General features: G+C 41.9%; 22 protein-coding genes. 20 read left to right on the plus strand and 2 right to left on the minus strand.

Going from position 1 to position 19780, the window contains the following annotated elements; genetic code table 11:
- The first annotated feature begins 149 nt into the window (after nt 1-149).
- The 15 genes from ADM50_RS04715 to ADM50_RS04785 all read left to right on the plus strand — a co-directional run bounded on the left by ADM50_RS04715 (nt 150) and on the right by ADM50_RS04785 (nt 13003).
- Nucleotides 150-365 (plus strand): hypothetical protein, encoded by a 216-nt coding sequence (locus ADM50_RS04715; protein WP_000492029.1) that lies wholly within the window; start codon nt 150-152, stop codon nt 363-365.
- 333 nt (nt 366-698) lie between these two features.
- Complete coding sequence (gene tsaB / locus ADM50_RS04720) at nt 699-1382, plus strand: tRNA (adenosine(37)-N6)-threonylcarbamoyltransferase complex dimerization subunit type 1 TsaB (protein ID WP_000865685.1); 684 nt, start codon at nt 699-701, stop codon at nt 1380-1382.
- Nucleotides 1379-1816, plus strand: a complete 438-nt coding sequence (gene rimI, locus ADM50_RS04725) for a ribosomal protein S18-alanine N-acetyltransferase (RefSeq protein WP_000569810.1) — start codon at nt 1379-1381, stop codon at nt 1814-1816. The genes tsaB and rimI overlap by 4 nt, the downstream gene beginning before the upstream one ends.
- A complete protein-coding gene (gene tsaD, locus ADM50_RS04730; protein WP_000655078.1) occupies nt 1806-2816 on the plus strand; it encodes a tRNA (adenosine(37)-N6)-threonylcarbamoyltransferase complex transferase subunit TsaD in 1011 nt (336 codons plus the stop codon). Before rimI ends, tsaD begins: the two co-directional genes overlap by 11 nt.
- Before the next feature lie 103 nt (nt 2817-2919).
- Nucleotides 2920-3783, plus strand: coding sequence for an XRE/MutR family transcriptional regulator (locus tag ADM50_RS04735; protein ID WP_049484705.1), 864 nt, complete (start codon nt 2920-2922; stop codon nt 3781-3783).
- 115 nt (nt 3784-3898) lie between these two features.
- On the plus strand, nt 3899-4564 hold the full coding sequence (locus tag ADM50_RS04740) for a CPBP family intramembrane glutamic endopeptidase (protein ID WP_000720903.1): 666 nt from the start codon (nt 3899-3901) through the stop codon (nt 4562-4564).
- Between the two features lie 70 nt (nt 4565-4634).
- On the plus strand, nt 4635-5861 hold the full coding sequence (locus tag ADM50_RS04745) for an MFS transporter (RefSeq protein ID WP_049484706.1): 1227 nt from the start codon (nt 4635-4637) through the stop codon (nt 5859-5861).
- A 193-nt stretch (nt 5862-6054) separates the two neighbouring features.
- Nucleotides 6055-6663 carry a hypothetical protein gene (locus ADM50_RS04750; RefSeq protein ID WP_049484707.1) on the plus strand — a complete coding sequence of 203 codons (609 nt, stop codon included), beginning with the start codon at nt 6055-6057 and terminating at the stop codon, nt 6661-6663.
- Nucleotides 6664-6799: 136 nt separating this feature from the next.
- Nucleotides 6800-7495, plus strand: coding sequence for an AzlC family ABC transporter permease (locus ADM50_RS04755; RefSeq protein WP_000659752.1), 696 nt, complete (start codon nt 6800-6802; stop codon nt 7493-7495).
- Nucleotides 7485-7808: an AzlD domain-containing protein gene (locus ADM50_RS04760; protein ID WP_044021513.1), complete on the plus strand. Its 324-nt coding sequence runs from the start codon at nt 7485-7487 to the stop codon at nt 7806-7808. Before ADM50_RS04755 ends, ADM50_RS04760 begins: the two co-directional genes overlap by 11 nt.
- Before the next feature lie 103 nt (nt 7809-7911).
- Nucleotides 7912-8754, plus strand: a complete 843-nt coding sequence (locus ADM50_RS04765) for an amino acid ABC transporter substrate-binding protein (RefSeq protein ID WP_000724967.1) — start codon at nt 7912-7914, stop codon at nt 8752-8754.
- A gap of 154 nt (nt 8755-8908) precedes the next feature.
- Nucleotides 8909-9763, plus strand: coding sequence for a MetQ/NlpA family ABC transporter substrate-binding protein (locus tag ADM50_RS04770; RefSeq protein WP_000694533.1), 855 nt, complete (start codon nt 8909-8911; stop codon nt 9761-9763).
- Between the two features lie 118 nt (nt 9764-9881).
- Nucleotides 9882-11255 (plus strand): M20 family metallopeptidase, encoded by a 1374-nt coding sequence (locus ADM50_RS04775; RefSeq protein WP_049484708.1) that lies wholly within the window; start codon nt 9882-9884, stop codon nt 11253-11255.
- Nucleotides 11248-12309, plus strand: coding sequence for a methionine ABC transporter ATP-binding protein (locus tag ADM50_RS04780; RefSeq protein ID WP_049484709.1), 1062 nt, complete (start codon nt 11248-11250; stop codon nt 12307-12309). The genes ADM50_RS04775 and ADM50_RS04780 overlap by 8 nt, the downstream gene beginning before the upstream one ends.
- A 1-nt stretch (nt 12310) precedes the next feature.
- Nucleotides 12311-13003 carry a methionine ABC transporter permease gene (locus ADM50_RS04785; RefSeq protein ID WP_000137507.1) on the plus strand — a complete coding sequence of 231 codons (693 nt, stop codon included), beginning with the start codon at nt 12311-12313 and terminating at the stop codon, nt 13001-13003.
- A gap of 28 nt (nt 13004-13031) precedes the next feature.
- Here ADM50_RS04785 and ADM50_RS04790 read toward each other — a convergent pair whose 3' ends face one another.
- Nucleotides 13032-13601: an MptD family putative ECF transporter S component gene (locus ADM50_RS04790; protein WP_049484710.1), complete on the minus strand. Its 570-nt coding sequence runs from the start codon at nt 13599-13601 to the stop codon at nt 13032-13034.
- Nucleotides 13602-13734: 133 nt separating this feature from the next.
- Here ADM50_RS04790 and ADM50_RS04795 point away from each other — a divergent pair, with 133 nt between their 5' ends.
- From ADM50_RS04795 to nrdI, 5 genes are all read left to right on the plus strand, one after another.
- Complete coding sequence (locus ADM50_RS04795; protein WP_049484711.1) at nt 13735-14349, plus strand: YesL family protein; 615 nt, start codon at nt 13735-13737, stop codon at nt 14347-14349.
- Nucleotides 14327-15997 carry a sensor histidine kinase gene (locus ADM50_RS04800; protein WP_080983068.1) on the plus strand — a complete coding sequence of 557 codons (1671 nt, stop codon included), beginning with the start codon at nt 14327-14329 and terminating at the stop codon, nt 15995-15997. The genes ADM50_RS04795 and ADM50_RS04800 overlap by 23 nt, the downstream gene beginning before the upstream one ends.
- An 11-nt stretch (nt 15998-16008) precedes the next feature.
- Nucleotides 16009-17295, plus strand: a complete 1287-nt coding sequence (locus tag ADM50_RS04805) for a response regulator transcription factor (RefSeq protein ID WP_049484712.1) — start codon at nt 16009-16011, stop codon at nt 17293-17295.
- 58 nt (nt 17296-17353) lie between these two features.
- Nucleotides 17354-17887, plus strand: coding sequence for an ABC transporter permease (locus ADM50_RS04810; RefSeq protein ID WP_000740043.1), 534 nt, complete (start codon nt 17354-17356; stop codon nt 17885-17887).
- A 76-nt stretch (nt 17888-17963) separates the two neighbouring features.
- Nucleotides 17964-18434 (plus strand): class Ib ribonucleoside-diphosphate reductase assembly flavoprotein NrdI, encoded by a 471-nt coding sequence (nrdI, locus tag ADM50_RS04815; protein ID WP_000724234.1) that lies wholly within the window; start codon nt 17964-17966, stop codon nt 18432-18434.
- Nucleotides 18435-18516: 82 nt separating this feature from the next.
- Here the strand turns inward: nrdI and ADM50_RS04820 are convergent, their stop codons facing one another.
- On the minus strand, nt 18517-19779 hold the full coding sequence (locus tag ADM50_RS04820) for an NRAMP family divalent metal transporter (RefSeq protein WP_049484713.1): 1263 nt from the start codon (nt 19777-19779) through the stop codon (nt 18517-18519).
- Nucleotide 19780 lies beyond the last annotated feature (1 nt).

Below are 19780 nucleotides of genomic sequence, written 5' to 3' on the forward strand. Positions count from 1 at the left end.
AAACCAAAGTTTCAGGGATAGCACTGCAACCCGAAGAGTCAACGACTCAACCTGATTTTCCTATCAGTGTTGAATTACATTTTAACATTGATAGAACAACATTGTCAACAGTTTATATAAAAATAGGAATACCAAAAGGAGGATTAAGAATGTTTAGTTTGTTTGAATTTGCAGTAGGGGTTCGCCTCTTGATGTTTGTAGTCTTTGTAGCTTGTGTCTATGGGGGGAATGCCCTGTTTGTTCATCTGGAACACCGCAAAACAAAGTTCCTTTGGAAGCTTGCTTTTGTGACGCTCTATTCAATTTTTCTCCTCCTGGTTACCTATGTTGTCTGGCTCGTTTTCTACTTTGGTTTAAATGCCTAAAGTCAATTATTCCTCTAGATATACAGAAAATCCACCTCGTCTTGATAGATGGGATGGACTTTTTCTATTTTTAGGTGATATCTTTATTTTTACGACGATGTTCTTTCGTATCAAAAATCGAGTTGAAACATAAATGCCTGATCCAAATTTTTTACAAAGAACTTTTCAATTTCCTTGTTCACTTTTCTATTCAAAAAAGCTACAACTTTTTTGAATTTTTTGTGCAGAATTGCTTGTTTAAGTGGCAGGAACTTTTGTTTCAAAATAAAGAAAATTCCCATGCGCTGGCTTTTGTAGTATAATAGTAAACAGACAAAAAGATAGGAATGTGTTATGAAAGTATTAGCTTTTGATACGTCCAGCAAGGCTCTTTCTCTAGCCATTTTAGAGGACAAGCAGGTTCTTGCCGAGACGACGATTAATATCAAGAAAAATCACAGTATTACCCTTATGCCAGCCATTGATTTTTTGATGGCCAGTCTAGATTTGACATCAAAGGATTTGGATCGAATCGTGGTCGCTGAAGGGCCAGGTAGCTACACGGGCTTGCGAATTGCGGTAGCAACTGCCAAGACCTTGGCTCATACCCTGAACATTGAGTTAGTTGGGATGTCTAGCCTATTGGCTCTGGTGCCACGCCAACAAGAAGGCTTGGTGGTTCCTATCATGGATGCACGTCGCAACAATGTTTATGCAGGATTTTATCAAAACGCCAAACCAGTCTTTCCAGAAGCGCACCTGTCTTTTGCGGAAGTGCTAGAGCAGGTCAAGGATGCTGAACAGGTAACCTTTGTCGGAGAAGTTGGAGCCTTTGTGGAACAGATCCAAGAACAACTACCTCAAGCTAGCTATCAAGAAACCTTGCCAAATGCAGCTAATCTAGCTCTTTGGGCCTGGGACGAGGAAGCAGACTCCTTGCACGACTTTGTGCCAAATTACCTCAAACGTGTTGAAGCTGAGGAAAACTGGCTCAAGAACCATACCGAGTCTGGCGGGTCTTACATTAAACGCCTATGATAGAAATCAAACGAATCCAAAAACAGCCTGAACTAGCTAAAACCATCTACGCTGTCATGGCAGATGTTTACCCAGTCAGTCCTTGGACGCTGGAACAAATCCAAGCAGACCTGTCCCAAGACCAAACTTGGTACGCTCTAGCTTATGATGGAACAGAAGTGATTGGATTTCTAGCTGTGCAGGAGAATCTCTTTGAGGCAGAAGTCCTGCAAATCGCTGTCAAGAAAGCCTATCAAGGACAGGAAATAGCATCAGCCTTGTTTGCAACATTGCCGACAGACAAGGAGATTTTCCTCGAAGTCAGAAAGTCAAATCACCGAGCGCAAGCATTTTACAAGAAAGAAAAGATGGCGGTCATCGCTGAGCGAAAGGCCTACTACCATGACCCAGTCGAGGACGCCATCATCATGAAGAGAGAAATAGATGAAGGATAGATATATTTTAGCATTTGAGACATCCTGTGACGAGACCAGTGTCGCTGTCTTAAAAAACGACGACCAGCTCTTGTCCAATGTCATTGCTAGTCAAATTGAGAGCCACAAACGTTTTGGGGGCGTAGTGCCAGAAGTAGCTAGTCGTCACCATGTAGAGGTCATTACAGCCTGTATCGAGGAGGCTCTAGCAGAAGCAGGAATTACCGAAGAGGACGTAACAGCCGTGGCCGTTACTTATGGACCAGGCTTGGTTGGAGCCTTACTAGTTGGTTTATCAGCTGCTAAGGCCTTTGCTTGGGCACATGGACTTCCGCTGATCCCCGTGAATCACATGGCGGGCCACCTCATGGCAGCTCAGAGCGTCGAGCCTTTGGAGTTTCCCTTGCTAGCCCTCTTGGTCAGTGGTGGGCACACGGAGTTGGTCTATGTTTCCGAGGCTGGTGATTATAAGATTGTTGGGGAGACACGAGACGATGCGGTTGGTGAGGCCTATGATAAGGTTGGCCGTGTCATGGGATTGACCTATCCAGCAGGTCGCGAGATTGATGAGCTAGCTCATCAGGGGCAGGATATTTATGATTTCCCTCGTGCCATGATTAAGGAGGACAATCTAGAGTTTTCATTCTCAGGTTTGAAGTCTGCCTTTATCAATCTTCACCACAATGCCGAGCAAAAGGGAGAGAGTTTGTCCAAGGAAGACCTGTCAGCATCTTTCCAAGCAGCAGTCATGGATATTCTTATGGCCAAAACCAAGAAGGCCTTGGGAAAATACCCTGTTAAAACTCTGGTCGTGGCTGGTGGCGTGGCAGCTAATAAAGGGCTCAGAGAACGCCTAGCAGCTGAAATCACAGATGTCAAGGTCATCATCCCACCCCTGCGCCTTTGCGGAGACAATGCAGGTATGATTGCCTATGCCAGCGTCAGCGAGTGGAATAAAGAAAACTTTGCAGACTTGGACCTCAACGCCAAACCAAGCCTCGCCTTTGATACCATAGAATAAAGAGTCAGTTTTGAACTGGCTTTTTTACTCCGGAAAATGTCAGAATATTTTGACAAATCTGTAAAAATGATGATATAATATGTAAAAATTAGGAGGTGGTCAGATGATTGAGAGAATGGAATTGGGAGAATTTTACAAGGAATTGCGGCTGGCGAGAAGGCTCAAGCAGTCAGATGTGGCTTGTGAGGGTCTGACAGCATCCCAGCTATCCAAGTTTGAACTAGGGCAGTCTATGCTGTCTGCAGATAAGCTGATTCTAGCTATCCAAGCGATAAATGTGACCTTTGATGAGTTTGGACACAAGCTTAACAACTATCAAGAATCACCACATATGCGAATTGGTCGAAAGGTTGTGGATCGTTTTGCCCATCAAGATATAGCAGGCTTAGAGCAATTATTAGAGGAGGTCGAGCAAGAACAGATGGCGCAGACCTATCGTCGTTTGAACGCTATTGTGATTAAAGATGCCATTCATTCCTTGGATAAAAACTATCTGCTAGAAGAGGAGGATAGCGAGTTTTTAACTACTTATCTCTATGCTATTGAGTCTTGGACCTGGTTTGAACTCTATATTTTTTGCAATACCATGCCCTTCTTGAGCAACCAAGATCTAATCTTTTTATCCACCTCTTTACTTGAAAAATCCAAGGAATTTAAAGAGTTAGTACACAATCGATTGTATATGAAACAAGGGCTGTTAAATATCATCTCAGAGCTCATGGAGCGCAAACTTTTTTCCTATATTCCAATTTTTGAAGCTGAGTTGGAGAGTATGCTCCGACCATACGATGTTTTTGAGAAAGTATCATGGCAATTTTTAAAGAAATTGAGCATTTTCCTTCAAACCAAGGGAAGCAATCAAAAAGAGATTGAAAAATTTATCCAATCTCTGCAAGTATTAGAAAATCCCCAATTAACAGCTCTTTTTGAACTACGCTTACAGCAATATAAAGACCTTATCGATTAACAAACGATCGCAAAAATGAAATTTCTATAAGAAAAAATGTCAAATATGCGATTTTCTAAAATAGGGCATTTTTCGTGTTATACTGTCTTTATTTCATAGTATAGGAGAAAATAAAATGAAAAAGATAATCTCACGCTACTACTTGTTTGTAACTATTCTACTTGTCATTGCTGACCAGTTCTTCATTCGTTTGCTTTTACATAGCGATCTTGCTGCTGGTCTATCCGACTTTTCCTATTATTTGTCGGATATGCTGTTGAATTTTCTTGTGGTTTTGCTTGCTATTACTGTTATGGTTTGGTCAGGTAAATGGCAGAAAATTAACAGTCGAAAATTTAGAGGTTCCTATCTTTTTTATTCCTTTTTAGCTCTTCTTGCTTTTGTTATTTGGAATTTCGTCACATTTTATCTTTTCCCATCTACCAAAAATGAAATTGCTTATCAACTGGATGTCCCTACTTTTACAGGAGCTACAGCATTTTTGATGTATTTTTTCTATCCTGTGATTGCAGGTCCCATTTTTGAAGAGATGATTTATCGTGGATTGGTGATGACCGCTCTGGAAAAAGGAAAGAAATGGGGACTGGATGTGCTTGGATCTGCTACTTTGTTTGGAATCTTGCACATTAGTAATCACGGTTGGGTCTTGACAGACTTTTTCGTATATATGGGTGGCGGTCTCATATTTGCAGTTTTATTTAGAGTAACCAAGTCCATTTATTGGCCTATTGGACTGCATATAGTCTACAATGGCATTGGTCAAATTTTACCGTTGCTGTAATTTTAGGTGCTCAGCAATATCGGTCTATCCTTGGGGAGAACTTCCCATTTGAACTCAAAAAGGAGTTGCGATGAAAGTATTTATTCAAAATAGAGATTTTAGGCAATTAACCATCAACCAGTGGATCTCAACGGTTGGGGATACGATTTTTTATCTTGCTTTTTTGAATTATGTGGCAGATGCTTCGTTTGCCCCCTTGGCGATTTTACTCATTACGATTTCAGAGACTGTTCCTCAAGTTCTGCAAATCTTTATGGGAGTTTTGGCTGACTTTCAACATCATCGTGTTCTAAAGTATACGGTTATTAGTTTTGTCAAATTTGTCCTTTATTCTATAGTGGCACTTTCGCTTTCAGGGCAGTCCTTTTCCTTATGGCTCGTATTCTTTATTTGTTTAATGAACCTCTTGTCGGATACATTGAGTTACTTTTCAGGAGCCATGCTAACTCCTATTTTTATAAGAATCATTGGGAAAGAACATCTGACAGAAGCCATTGGCTTTAAACAATCAACAGTTAGTTTAGTTCGGACAATCAGTAATATTCTAGGAGGGATTTTACTAGGAATTCTTTCCATTCAGTTCATTTCCTTGCTAAACGCTCTGACGTTTCTGATAGCATTTGTAGGTATTCTTCTCATAAAAAATGATCTTTTGAAAGTTGAAAAAACAATTAGCTATCAAGAAGGTCTTTCTATAAAATCGTTTTGCCAGCATTTGTTCCAATCATCGAAATTGATCTGGAATATGGATAGAGTAATCTTCATTTTATTTATCGTCTCTATCAGCCAAGCTGTGATCAATGTCACTGTTCCTATTTCGACTCTTTTTTTAAGAAACCAACCGTTTTTGAATTTACAAACTGGTCAATCACTCGCTTTGTTATCAACACTAGAATTATTAGCACTTATTGTCGGAAGCCTTGTAAGTGGCTATCTGAAAAATACGATTTCTATAAAAACAGCTCTATACGCTTCGGTCGTCATCCAGTTACTCCTTCTAGTAGGATTTGCCACAGTTCATTTTGGTTTGATTCTGCTTTTCAGCTCCTTGGATGCCTTCATCGCAGGGGTACTCTCTCCTAGATTGCAAGAACTCGTCTTTAAACAAATACCTGAGGAGTCAATGGGAGCGGTTCAATCCTCTATTGGTGCTATTACGGTTGTCTTACCAAGTCTATTCACAATCGTTTTCGTAACGATTGCTACAAGTTTTGGGACCTTAGCGGTCAGCTTTATTCTATTGCTATTACTCCTAACCGCATTTGTCATGCTCTTGAATATTCGTGAGAGCATTTAGTAGGGAACTTTGATTTAATTTTTGTTCATATGATAAGGCTGGCGCTCCAGTCTTTTTCTTATCTCCAATATCTAATAATGGTTCTTGTTCAATTCCTTGTTACCTTAAATGAAAAAGTAATTTTAGAATTTAACCACGGAATCCGACTCTATCAAAGTTTGTCAATCATAGACTTTTTTTGTATAGTAGAAATATGAAATTTACAAAAATAATCAGTAGTCTGCTGGCTCTTGGAGTTTTACTCATGCTTTTATCAGCTTGCCAGAATATCAAAAAAACACAACTGGTCTTGTTTGAATCCCTTTCGTTCGGTATGTCTCCTAAATCTGTTGAAGAAAGATTTGGAAAGGCAAGCGAGGTGGAGGAAGAAAAGGAAACGGCCTATCGCGATACCTGGCGTGCAGAAGACCCGTATTTCTATAAAACAGGTCGCCTTTTCTATCACTATGAGCAGATTACTTTGAAAGGCTATACTGGTCTAGCAACCTTTACATTTTCAAAATCGCATCGTTTGGAAGAAGCGGCAGTCCATATTCCTGTAACTTCAAAGGTGGAGCAGAAAGTAGTGCTTAACAATCTATCCCAGACTGTAAAAAAAGAACTGGAAGAACTCCCAGATTACCAGTCCATGACAACTGATACAGTAGGACTCTATGATGACGGTTATCGCTACAAGGTCAAGTTAAAAGGACAACAGTGGGAACTCTGGGTGGATGTCTATCCAACAGAAAATAAATATGCTACAGACACAGAAACCGATAAGTATACTATCCGAGTGGATCAATTTCTCATGTATCCATGATGCTTCCTCTTCAGCACTTTTTCTGGCAATAGGTTTCGAATCCGAAACTTTTTTCTCTTCTTTGAATATGTTATAATAGTCCGTGCTGTGGCTGTGATGATGAACAGCCTCAATTGGAGAGAATATGAGGAGAAGGATGAAAGAAAAAGGATTTTGGGAAGGTGTTCAGGCGGCCATGCCGACTGCCCTTGGCTATGTCAGCATTGGTCTGGCTTGTGGGATTATCGGTGCGCCCTATGTGACACCTGTTGAGATGGGCTTGATGAGCCTCTTTGTTTATGCTGGGAGCGCCCAGTTTGCCATGTTGGCACTGATTGCGGTCCAAGCGCCTGTGGCAGCTATTGCTATGACGGTCTTTTTGATCAACTTGCGACTCTTTTTGCTGAGCCTGCATGCATCGACTTATTTCCGTCATACTAGTCTCTGGCAAAATATCGGCATGTCCAGTCTCCTGACAGATGAGACCTATGGGGTTTTGATGGGAGAATTAGCCCATACAGATAAAGTCCATCCCATGTGGATGCACGGGAACAATCTCAATAGTTATGTAGCCTGGTTTATTGGGACAGTGGCGGGGACAGCTTTAGGTGGGCTTCTGCCAAATCCTGAAGTCTTTGGATTAGACTTTGCCCTTGTTGGGATGTTTATCGGGATTTTTACTTCGCAATTTCAGATTATGCAAAGACGGGTCCCTGTCCGCAATCTGCTGCTGATCCTAGCCGTTGTTGCGGTGTCCTTCTTTTTGCTCTTGACAGTGGTGTCTCAATCGCTAGCTGTTCTGTTTGCGACCTTGCTAGGTTGTACTATGGGGGTGGTCTTAGATGGTCAGTAAATATCTTTTGTTAGCCGTTATCTTTTCAGGCCTAGTGACCTGGATACCTCGTATGATTCCTTTCATCTTGGTCAAGTACAAGGGGTTGCCAGCTATCGTCGAGCGGTTTTTGAAGTTTTTGCCTGTTTCCATTATTTTTGCCTTGATCCTTTCAAGCGTAGTGACTGGAAAGGTTGGCAGCCTTCCCCAGATCAAATGGCTGGACTTTTTAGCAGTCTTTCCAACGGCTTGGATAGCCTTTCGCTACCGCAATCTAGTGGGTACGGTTCTTTTTGGAGTGGTCTTGATTGCAGTCTTGCGTCTGGTCTTTTAAATCAGCCATAAAAAAAACCTATCACCGAGATAGATATCATATAATGGCAAAAAAAAATATTTTCTGTTAAGATAGTAAAGTATTCTATTTTGGAGGAAATGACATGAAAAAAATCGTCAAATATTCATCTCTTGCTGCTCTAGGACTTGTTGCCGCAGGTGTACTAGCAGCTTGCTCAGGCGGAGATAAGAAAGATACTGCAACTAGCGAAGCAGCATCTGGTAAGAAAGAAATTATCGTTGCAACCAATGCTTCACCAAAACCATTTAACTACGAAGAAAATGGCGAGTTGACTGGTTATGAGATTGAAGTAGTCCGTGCTATCTTTAAAGACTCTGACAAATACGATGTCAAGTTTGAAAAGACAGAGTGGTCAGGTGTCTTTGCAGGCCTTGATAGCGATCGCTACCAAATGGCTGTGAACAATATCAGCTATACCAAAGAACGTGCTGAAAAGTACCTTTATGCAGCACCAACTGCTAAAAACCCTAACGTTCTCGTTGTGAAGAAAGACGACGACAGCATCAAATCACTTGATGATATCGGAGGCAAGTCTACTGAGGTTGTTCAAGGGACAACATCAGCTAAACAGCTAGAAGATTATAACAAACAACACGCAGACAATCCAACTGTTCTTAACTATACCAAGGCTGATTTCCAACAAATCATGTCTCGTTTGAGCGATGGTCAGTTTGACTACAAGATCTTCGATAAAATTGGTGTTGAAACAGTTATCAAGAACCAAGGTTTGGACAACTTGAAAGTCATCGAACTTCCAAGCGACCAACAACCTTACGTTTACCCACTTCTTGCTAAAGGTCAAGATGAGTTGAAATCATTTGTAGACAAACGTATCCAAGAACTCTACAAAGACGGAACTCTTGAAAAATTGTCTAAACAGTTCTTCGGGGACACTTACCTCCCAGCAGAAGCTGATATTAAATAGTCGTATGAAATCATCCAGTCTGAGAAAGGCGGATGATTTCTCAATTTTTAGGTATATAGTTTCAAACTATATGTCTGCCTATCTAATAACAATTTGCTAAATCAAATAAAGTATGAGATACTATTACGGTATTATTTTTAAAGGAGATAGAATCATGAAAATTAAAAAATGGCTCGGTGTAGCAGCTCTTGCTACAGTCGCAGGTTTGACTCTTGCAGCTTGCGGAAATTCAGAAAAGAAAGCAGACAACGAAACAGTTGTCAAAATTGCAACAGTTAACCGTAGCGGTTCTGAAGAAGCGCGTTGGGATAAAATCCAAGAATTGGTTGAAAAAGATGGAATTAAATTGGAATTCACAGAGTTCACAGACTATTCACAACCAAACAAGGCAACTGCTGATGGCGAGGTAGACTTGAACGCCTTCCAACACTACAACTTCTTGAACAACTGGAACAAAGAAAACGGGAAAGACCTTGTAGCGATTGCAGATACCTACATCTCACCAATCCGTCTTTACTCAGGTAAAAATGGGGAAGAAAACAAGTACACTAAAGTGGAAGAAATCCCAGATAACGGTGAAATCGCCGTACCAAACGATGCAACAAACGAAAGCCGTGCGCTTTACTTGCTTCAATCAGCTGGTTTGATCAAATTGGATGTTTCTGGAACTGCCCTTGCAACAGTTGCTAACATCACAGAAAATCCAAAGAACTTGAAGATTACTGAATTGGACGCTAGCCAAACAGCTCGTTCATTGTCATCAGTTGATGCTGCCGTTGTAAACAATACCTTCGTTACAGAAGCAAAATTGGACTACAAGAAAGCACTCTTCAAAGAACAAGCTGATGAAAACTCAAAACAATGGTACAACATCATTGTTGCGAAAAAAGATTGGGAATCATCACCTAAGGCTGATGCCATCAAGAAAATTATCGCAGCTTACCACACTGATGAAGTGAAAAAAGTTATCGAAGAAACATCAGACGGTTTGGACCAACCAGTTTGGTAATAAGACACAGGGAGGTGGGAGAGAGTTTCCACCTCTTGCTTTTGTATAGAGAGTTGATTTTAAAGAGGCACTTGTGGTCGTTCCAGAGACGCAAGTATGTAGTAGAAAGAGAGAAAAAATGGTTTTTCCTAGCGAACAAGAACAGATTGAAAAATTTGAAAAGGATCATGTTGCTCAACATTATTTTGAAGTCTTGCGCACCTTAATTTCCAAGAAATCAGTCTTTGCCCAGCAGGTTGGACTAAAGGAAGTCGCAAACTATCTGGGTGAGATTTTCAAGCGAGTAGGGGCTGAAGTGGAGATTGATGAGACTTACACGGCGCCCTTTGTCATGGCGCATTTCAAGAGTTCGCGTCCAGATGCCAAGACCTTGATCTTCTATAATCACTATGACACCGTGCCAGCGGATGGCGACCAAGTATGGACAGAGGATCCTTTTACCCTTTCTGTGCGCAATGGTTTTATGTATGGACGTGGTGTTGACGACGACAAAGGCCACATCACAGCTCGTTTGAGTGCTTTGAGAAAGTATATGCAGCACCACGATGACCTCCCTGTCAATATCAGCTTTATCATGGAAGGGGCAGAGGAATCTGCTTCCATGGATCTAGATAAGTATTTAGAGAAACACGCAGACAAACTTCGTGGAGCGGACTTGCTAGTCTGGGAACAAGGGACCAAGAACGCCTTGGAACAGCTGGAAATCTCTGGCGGAAACAAGGGAATTGTGACCTTTGATGCCAAGGTAAAAAGTGCGGATGTGGATATCCACTCGAGTTATGGTGGTGTCGTGGAGTCAGCGCCATGGTATCTTATCCAGGCCTTAAGTAGTCTACGTGCAGCAGATGGACGTATCTTAGTAGAAGGCTTGTACGAGGATGTTCAAGGGCCAAATGAACGAGAACTAGCCTTGGTGGATACTTACGCCCAACGCAATCCTGAGGAAATCAGTCGCATTTATGGCTTGGAATTGCCTCTCTTACAAGAGGAACGTGCAGCCTTTCTAAAACGTTTCTTTTTCGAGCCAGCCCTTAATATCGAAGGGATTCAGTCAGGTTATCAAGGGCAAGGGGTTAAAACGATTTTGCCAGCAGAAGCCAGTGCTAAGCTAGAGGTTCGTTTGGTTCCTGGCCTAGAACCGCATGATGTTCTGGAAAAAATTCGGAAACAGCTAGACAAAAATGGCTTTGATAAGGTAGAATTATACTATACCTTGGGAGAGATGAGCTATCGAAGCGATATGAGCGCACCAGCCATTCTCAATGTGATCGAGTTGGCCAAGAAATTCTATCCACAGGGCGTTTCAGTCTTGCCGACCACAGCGGGGACAGGGCCCATGCATACGGTCTTTGATGCCTTAGAGGTACCCATGGTGGCCTTCGGTCTAGGAAATGCCAATAGCCGAGACCACGGTGGAGATGAAAATGTGCGAATCGCCGATTACTACACCCATATTGAATTAGTAGAGGAGCTGATTAGAAGCTATGAGTAGAGATATTATCAAGTTAGATCAGATCGATGTGACTTTTCACCAAAAGAAGAGAACCATCACAGCGGTCAAGGATGTGACCATTCACATCCAAGAAGGGGATATCTACGGAATCGTTGGGTATTCTGGAGCGGGGAAATCAACCCTTGTACGGGTGATTAACCTCTTGCAAAAGCCATCTGCAGGGAAAATTACCATTGACGACGATGTAATCTTTGATGGCAGAGTGACCTTGACAGCAGAGCAGTTGCGCCGTAAGCGTCAAGATATCGGGATGATTTTCCAGCACTTTAATCTGATGAGTCAAAAGACAGCAGAGGAAAATGTGGCCTTTGCCCTCAAACACTCTGGACTCAGCAAGGAAGAAAAGAAAGCCAAAGTAGCTAAGTTATTGGACTTGGTTGGCTTGGCGGATCGTGCTGAAAACTACCCTTCACAACTATCTGGAGGGCAAAAACAGCGTGTGGCCATTGCGCGTGCCTTGGCAAATGATCCAAAAATTTTGATTTCAGACGAGTCAACGTCTGCCCTCGACCCTAAGACAACCAAGCAGATTTTGGCCTTGTTGCAAGATTTGAACCAAAAATTAGGCTTGACCGTTGTCCTGATTACACACGAAATGCAGATTGTCAAAGACATTGCCAACCGTGTGGCAGTTATGCAGGATGGGCGTTTGATTGAAGAGGGTAGTGTCCTTGAAATCTTTTCAGACCCTAAACAACCTTTGACTCAAGACTTCATCTCTACTGCAACAGGTATTGACGAAGCCATGGTTAAGATTGAGAAGCAAGAAATCGTAGAACATTTATCTGAGAACAGTATTTTAGTGCAGCTCAAGTATGCAGGGGCTTCGACAGACGAACCACTTTTGAATGAATTGTACAAACATTACCAAGTAACGGCCAATATCCTCTATGGAAATATCGAAATTCTCGATGGCACTCCTGTTGGAGAATTGGTTGTGGTCTTGTCAGGGGAAAAAGCAGCGCTAGTAGGTGCTCAAGATGCCATTCGTCAGGCTGGTGTGCAGTTAAAAGTATTGAAGGGAGGACAGTAAAATGACAGAGTTGATTCAAACTTACTTACCAAATGTCTACAAGATGGGCTGGGCTGGTCAGGCAGGCTGGGGAACAGCCATTTACCTAACTCTTTATATGACAGTTCTTTCCTTTATTATCGGAGGGTTCTTGGGGCTGGTGGCAGGTCTCTTCCTCGTCTTGACAGCGCCAGGCGGTGTCTTGGAAAATAAGGTTATCTTCTGGATTTTAGACAAGATTACCTCTATTTTCCGTGCGGTACCATTTATCATCCTCTTGGCAATCATGTCGCCACTTTCTCACTTGATCGTCAAGACTAGTATCGGTCCAAATGCAGCCCTTGTGCCACTTTCATTTGCAGTCTTTGCCTTCTTTGCCCGTCAGGTGCAGGTTGTCTTGGCTGAGCTGGATGGCGGTGTCATTGAGGCGGCTCAAGCGAGCGGAGCGACCTTCTGGGATATCGTTGGGGTATACCTATCCGAAGGTCTTCCAGATTTGATTCGTGTGACGACTGTGACCTTGATTTCCCTTGTTGGGGAAACAGCTATGGCGGGAGCAGTTGGTGCTGGTGGTATCGGTAACGTAGCCATTGCCTATGGATTCAATCGCTACAATCACGATGTGACCATCTTGGCGACTATCATTATCATCTTGATTATCTTTACGATCCAGTTCTTGGGAGATTTCTTGACCAAGAAATTGAGTCATAAATAAAAAGAGCCGAAGGGCTCTTTTTTAGTGATTAGATCTTGTGTGTAAACTTTTTACTAATGGCTTGTCCAAGCAAAGCACCAATCAAGGCACAAAGGAGAATGCTTGCGACAAAGAGAAAAATTTTGTCCAACTCTGGAGCGACCATGATACGGTCAATGTATTCTTGGGATTTCCCACGTGCAAGTAAGGTGGCCACGTAAGCTTTGGGACGGATCCACATGAGGAAGATAGGGCCACTTGTGCTAAAAGCAAAGACGAGGAAGGAGAGGGTGTTTTTGATTCGGTCTCTGTAGTGGCCGAGACGAGCGATGGCATCTGCTGCAAGACCACAGGCGAGTCCTGGGAGAAAGGCACCAGCGCCATGCTTACTAGCTAGGAAAAAAAGTGCCATAAAAAGACCTAGAGTCGTAATAGCGCCAAAACGAGGGACTTTCGTCAAAAGAAGCATATAGACACTGCCACCGACAAGGGCAGAAAAGGCAGGTGCGTAGAACATATTGCCTGTTTGGTCGACCAGGTGTCCTAGGAAGACTCCAATCCCTACACAGAGAAAGTAGAGGACGGCGGCCAAGAGGGTGGTTAAGATATTTTTCTTCATGAGAATCTCCTTGATACGAATTAACAAAACCAATTGTATCACGCTTTTTGAGGATTGTAAATGGGAGTTCTATATTTTTGAAAACGTTTGAAATATGATATAATAGTTACATTGTTAGTTTAAGGAGAGTAGTATGGGAAAATTTCTAGAATTCGTCTTTAATCGTATCTTTTTGGGAATGATTGCGACGGCTTATTTCTGGCTATTAACACTAGCAGGAGGAGTGATCTTTGGTTTGGCCCCAGCTAGTGCTACCCTGATGAGTTTGTATGGGGAGCATGGTTATACCTATCGAGCATACCATTTGAAGGAAGCTTGGGAATTGTATAAGAGCAATTTTGTCAAGAGTAATCTGGCTTTCTATAGTTTTGTGTTTGTGGATCTTGTCCTAGTTTATGGTTTGTATCTTCTAGTTCAATTGCCCCACCAGACGATTTTCCACCTCTTGGCGACCTTTCTCAATGTCCTTGTAGTTGCTCTTGTCTTTCTAGCCTATACTGTTTCCTTGAAACTTCAGGTCTACTTTGATTTATCCTACCAAAATACCTTGAAACTATCCCTTATCGGGATTTTTATGAGCCTACCTGCGATTGCCAAGGTTTTACTCGGGTCCGCTCTCCTTGTAGGAGTTGGTTATTATATGCCTGCCTTGCTCTTTTTTGTAGGAATTGGAATGTGGCATTTCTTTATCAGTGATATGTTGGAACCTATTTATGAAAGTATCCATGAAAAATTGGCGACAAAATAGAATGAAGCAGTTCTGGCTTCACTCTCTTTTACGGATTTATAGTTTGGTCATGATCGTGGTCATTGCCAGTTTTGCGATTATGCTATCGTATGCTGACTGGGACTCGCGTGAGAAAGAGGCCCAACGGGTTGCAGAACGTGTGACCACTCGGACAGTGAGTGAAGTGGAATATTATCACAGAGAGTCAACCCAACTTGCTCAGTCTTTGGTTGAAAATCAGGCCCGCATCGAAGGAATTTACAAGTATTTCAGTCTCAGCACACCAGACTACTTCTATTGGCAATTAGAGCGTAAAACTTCACCTTATATCTCGGTTTCCCTGTATGAAAATATTGATGACCTCTATGTTCGGAATGATTTTGTGACTGGAGTGGCCATTGTTCTTCAGGACTACAAGGAAGTGTATGTTTCGACTAGAGAAAAACGAAGTGGAGAGAAAGTTCCTGCGGAGGATTTTAAGCCAACAGCCAATAGTTTTGCCATTCCTGTTTCCGATCCTGTGTCTGACAAGGATTTAGGAGTGATTTATATCTCCCTATCCCCAGATGTTTTACATGGCGCTATTGACAATACTCGGGGTCATATCCCAATGGCTGTAACAGTAACTTCGCCTTTTGAGACTGAGATGTTCCATATTGGGGAGAAGGTCTCAGCCGAGAGAGAAAACTGGTTTGTAGGTGTCACCTCTCACGGTTATCAGGTTCGAGTTGCTGTTCCTAAAAATTTTGTTCTTACAGGAACTTTGACGAGTTCAGCTGTCATTATTGGGCTAAGTATTCTCTTTATCATCATTTTGTACGTGACCCTTAGACAGACTTTTTCAAATTACCAAAAGCAGGTCGTAGACCTAGTAGATTCGATCGAGGTGATTGCTCAAGGGGAAGAAGGCCTTCGAATCGATACCTCTGAAAAAGACCAAGAGTTGCTTCTCATTGCAGAAACAACCAATGATATGTTGAATCGCCTGGAAAAAAATATCCACGATATCTATCAGCTAGAGCTCAGTCAAAAAGATGCCAATATGCGAGCCCTGCAGGCTCAAATCAATCCTCACTTTATGTACAATACTCTGGAGTTTTTACGGATGTATGCCGTTATGGAAAGTCAGGATGAATTGGCAGATATTATCTATGAATTTAGTAGCTTGTTACGCAACAATATCTCCGACGAGCGGGAAACGACCTTGAAGCAGGAGTTGGAATTTTGCCGAAAATATAGCTATCTCTGTATGGTGCGTTATCCTAAATCCATTGCCTATGGTTTCAAGATTGCACCAGAATTGGAAGAAATGAGGATTCCAAAATTTACACTCCAACCATTAGTAGAAAACTACTTTGCCCATGGTGTTGACCATCGCAGAACGGATAATGTCATCAGTATCAAAGCCTTGAAGGGCCAAGGCTTCGTTGAAATCCTAGTGGAAGACAATGGTCGGGGAATGCCCGCTGAGAAACTAGCTAGCTTGCAAGAAAAATTAGCTCAGAGAAGTTTTGAACACGAGGCAAGCTATAGTGGAGAGCGGCAATCAATTGGAATAGTAAATGTACACGAACGCTTTGTTCTCTACTTTGGGGATTGCTACCAAATCAGTGTAGAGTCAGCTGAACAAGAAGGTGTTCGTTACCATATCACTATCCAGGATGAATAGAAAGGGTAGAAATGTATAAAGTTTTATTAGTAGACGATGAGTACATGGTGACAGAGGGGCTCAAGCGATTAATCCCCTTTGAAAAATGGGATATGCAAGTCGTCGCAACAGCTAATCACGCAGATGATGCTTTGGACTATGTTAAGAAAAATCCAGTAGATGTGGTCATTTCCGATGTCAATATGCCAGATAAGACCGGACTTGAGATGATTAGGGAAATGAAAGAGCTACTTCCAGATACCTATTATATCTTGCTGTCTGGTTATCAGGAGTTTGACTACGTTAAAAAAGCCATGAACCTTAGTGTCGTGGATTATCTGGTCAAGCCAGTAGACAAGGTGGAGTTGGGCAATTTATTAGAAAAGATTGCGCAACATCTTCAGGAAAAGGTGGAGCAAAGTCAGACCCTCAGTCAAGAATTGGATGAGACAGGATTTACGAACTACCTGTCAGGTAAAGACAGCTGGTGGATTGGTCTTTCCAAGGAAAAGCAGGGCTCTTTTACCATTCCTTACTATGTTTTGGGACAAGACTGGCAGATTTTCATATCTGATCAACCGCTCGATGGCATCGTCGTGACACCATTTGAAGCACCTTACCAGCAGTCCTTTGAGAATTGGAAGATCAACGCTGAAAAAGCCCTCTTCTACGGTTCAGTTAATCTAGAAAAATCCGAGAGTTTGTTTTCTTATTATGAGCCGATTTATCGGGTGATTATCCAAGGGAATATCAATCAAATCATCGAAGAATTAACCCTGCTAGAGAAGGTTGTTTTGAAGAATACCCCGCGCGTAGCCATCACAAAGCAGCTCTTCACTCAGTTTGTCATGGATGTCTTTCATTTATTTGAACACCTAAAAGCAGATGATATGACCGAGATTGTCAAAGCTATCCATGCCATTAACACCTTTGAAGAATTGGTTGCCTATATCAAAGAAACCTTGACCAAGTTCTTTGGCCAGTACCGCATGAATGAAAATGTGGTGAGCGTTCTGGAGGTGATTGGGCGTGATTATCAGAAAGAGCTCTCACTTAAGGATATTAGCAAGGATCTCTTTATCAATCCTGTCTATCTCGGTCAGCTGATCAAGAGGGAAACCAACTCAACCTTTGCGGAATTGCTCAATAAACAGCGAATTAAGGCAGCGCAGCAACTCTTACTTTCGACCAGTGATAGTATCGAAGATATTTGCTATGCAGTTGGCTACAGTAATGTTGGATATTTCTATAAGGTTTTCCGTAAATTGTGCGGAAAATCACCGAAAGCTTATCGGAAACAAGTTGAAACCAGCTTGTAAAAGTTGTATTCCTGTACAAAAAATGCTATAATGTTCAAAATATCTTATGGAGGAAAACATGAAAAAGAATCCTATTTATCTTTGGGTTTTGTTAGTCCTATCAGCCCTCATTTCATCTATGTCATTGTTTGGAATCTTGAGTCCATTGCCAAGTAAAGATGTGCTTCGTACAAGCCTATCTAATAGTGGGTCCCTTACTGCTCAGCAAATAGAAGACACGGTTAACTATACTTACCAAGTAACAGCGTCATCGCACTCTATTTTTAATACGTTGTTGATTGTTTTATCTGCAATTTTAGTTGTAGTAGCCTTTGTATTTCTCGTACGTAAAAATGTGCAATTCGCAAACTATGCTTATATTGGCTATGTTCTACTAGCGATTGTTGGTTTGGTTTATAGCTATATGAACGTTCAAGATGCGGTTCAATTAATCAAAGATACTACTCTCGGCTTAGGAATGGGAGCATTAGCACAAGGAACGAATATTTTGTTTATCATCATTAATGTCCTCTTTTTAGCCTTAGTCTTTTACAAGATGTGGCGCCAACAAAAAGATTTGGCCGAAGAAGTCGAAGCAGAAGAAGTTGCCTAAGTATTGACAAAAGAGAACTATCAAGTTACAATCTTGGTAGTTCTTTTAATATCCAAAAATAAAAATCGAGGTCAATATGAAAAAAATATCCTTAGTTTATATCAGTTTGAGCGGGAATACAGAGAGTTTTGTAACCCGACTCAAGGACTATCTCTTGTCCCAGCACGAAGGGATTGAGGTCCAAAAGATCCATATCAAGGATTTGGTCAAGGAAGGGAAAGATTTCTTTGAGATGGATCACCCCTATGTCGCCTTTTTACCAACCTATCTAGAAGGTGGAAATGGTGTCGATAACGGCGATGTTGAGATCCTAACGACTCCAGTGGGTGATTTTATCGCCTATGGAGACAATGCCAGTAAGTGTTTTGGGGTGGTGGGATCTGGTAATCGCAATTTTAACAATCAATACTGTCTGACAGCCAAGCAGTATAGCCAGCGCTTTGGCTTCCCGGTCTTAGCAGACTTTGAAATGCGTGGTATGCTGGGAGATATTAAAAAAGTCGCAGCAATTATCGCGGACTTGTATGAGTTAGAAACAGAAAAATAAAGTAGTACTGAGGGGCAGTTGAGATTTTCAACTGCTTTTCGTGTATGCAAAAAGCACCCCGTAAGGGTGCCATTTTATAAAACTATCCTGCTTTTCCGATGGCAAGTGCATAGATAAAGAAAATAGCAAAGCCAAAGAGGAAAATCAATCCTGCGATAGCGAGGAGTTTTAGCCAAGAAGGAAGATTTTTATTCTCACGTGTCACCAATACATAGTTCAAAAGAGCGAAGAATGGTGTTGTCAGGAAAGAACCGATCATGGCAAAGCGAAGCATGGTGGAAACTTGACCAGCAAAGAATTTAATAATTACGATACCAATGATAGCGGTAATGGTCATCCAGATGTTCAAAGATTTGCGAGTATCCTCTTTTTGACGAATCAAGAGTCGTAGGGATTCCTGATTGACACGAGAGTAGCCATCGATAACGGTGATGACCGTTCCAAAGATACAAAGAAAGGCGATAAAGGTGATCAAATAACGGGACCATTCTCCAAGAACAGAGGCATACATACCCACAAATTGAGAGATGTATTTGGCTGAAGCAGCTTCAACTGCCTGCCCGGTAGGATACTGAATCAGTGCTCCTAGTGCCACGAAGAATACAGCTAGGATAGCAGTTCCAATGTAACCAACGTTAAAGTCGAAAAGGGCGTCCTCTGTATTAAAGTTGACAGTCTTTTTCTTTTCAGCAGACCAGAGTGAATTGATGGCTGAAATTTCAATAGGAGCAGGCATCCATCCTAAGAGGGAAACGATGAAAGGGAGGGCCGCCATTTGCCAAGGTGTCTTTTCGACAAAATCAGAGCTGTATTCTGGATGCTTAATTGCTGCAATGATAACTGCAAGAACTGTTGCAATGGTCAAAGCAGACATGATCCATTTTGCCATACCATCCAATAGTTTGTAGCCACCAAAGAGTAACATAGCCCAAATGACTGCAACAAGGATAAGGGACCATTGAGTGATGCTAAGACCGATCATTGGGAAGGCACTGGCGATGATAGCTGAGCACAGAATGGCAACACCAGCTGTGTTGACCATAGCTGAAAAGACATTGAGGATAAAGAAAATCCAGAGATAGAGTTTCCCTTTTTCGGCATAACCTTCGACCAAAGTCTTTCCCGTATCAGCCGTGTATTCAGCACCAAAACGGAAAAATGGATATTTAAAAACATTGGCCAAGATAACCAAGAGGAGTAGTGACCAACCATAAGAACCACCAGCTTGAGTAGAGGATACAATGTGAGAACCTCCAACGGCAGCAGAAGCCATTAGGATTCCTGGCCCCATTGCCTTTAGTTTGCTTGCCCAGGTTGACTGGTTTGATAACGTAACTTGTGACATA

Origin of the sequence: Streptococcus oralis (assembly GCF_001075675.1) — a bacterium.
GTDB lineage: Bacteria > Bacillota > Bacilli > Lactobacillales > Streptococcaceae > Streptococcus > Streptococcus oralis_V.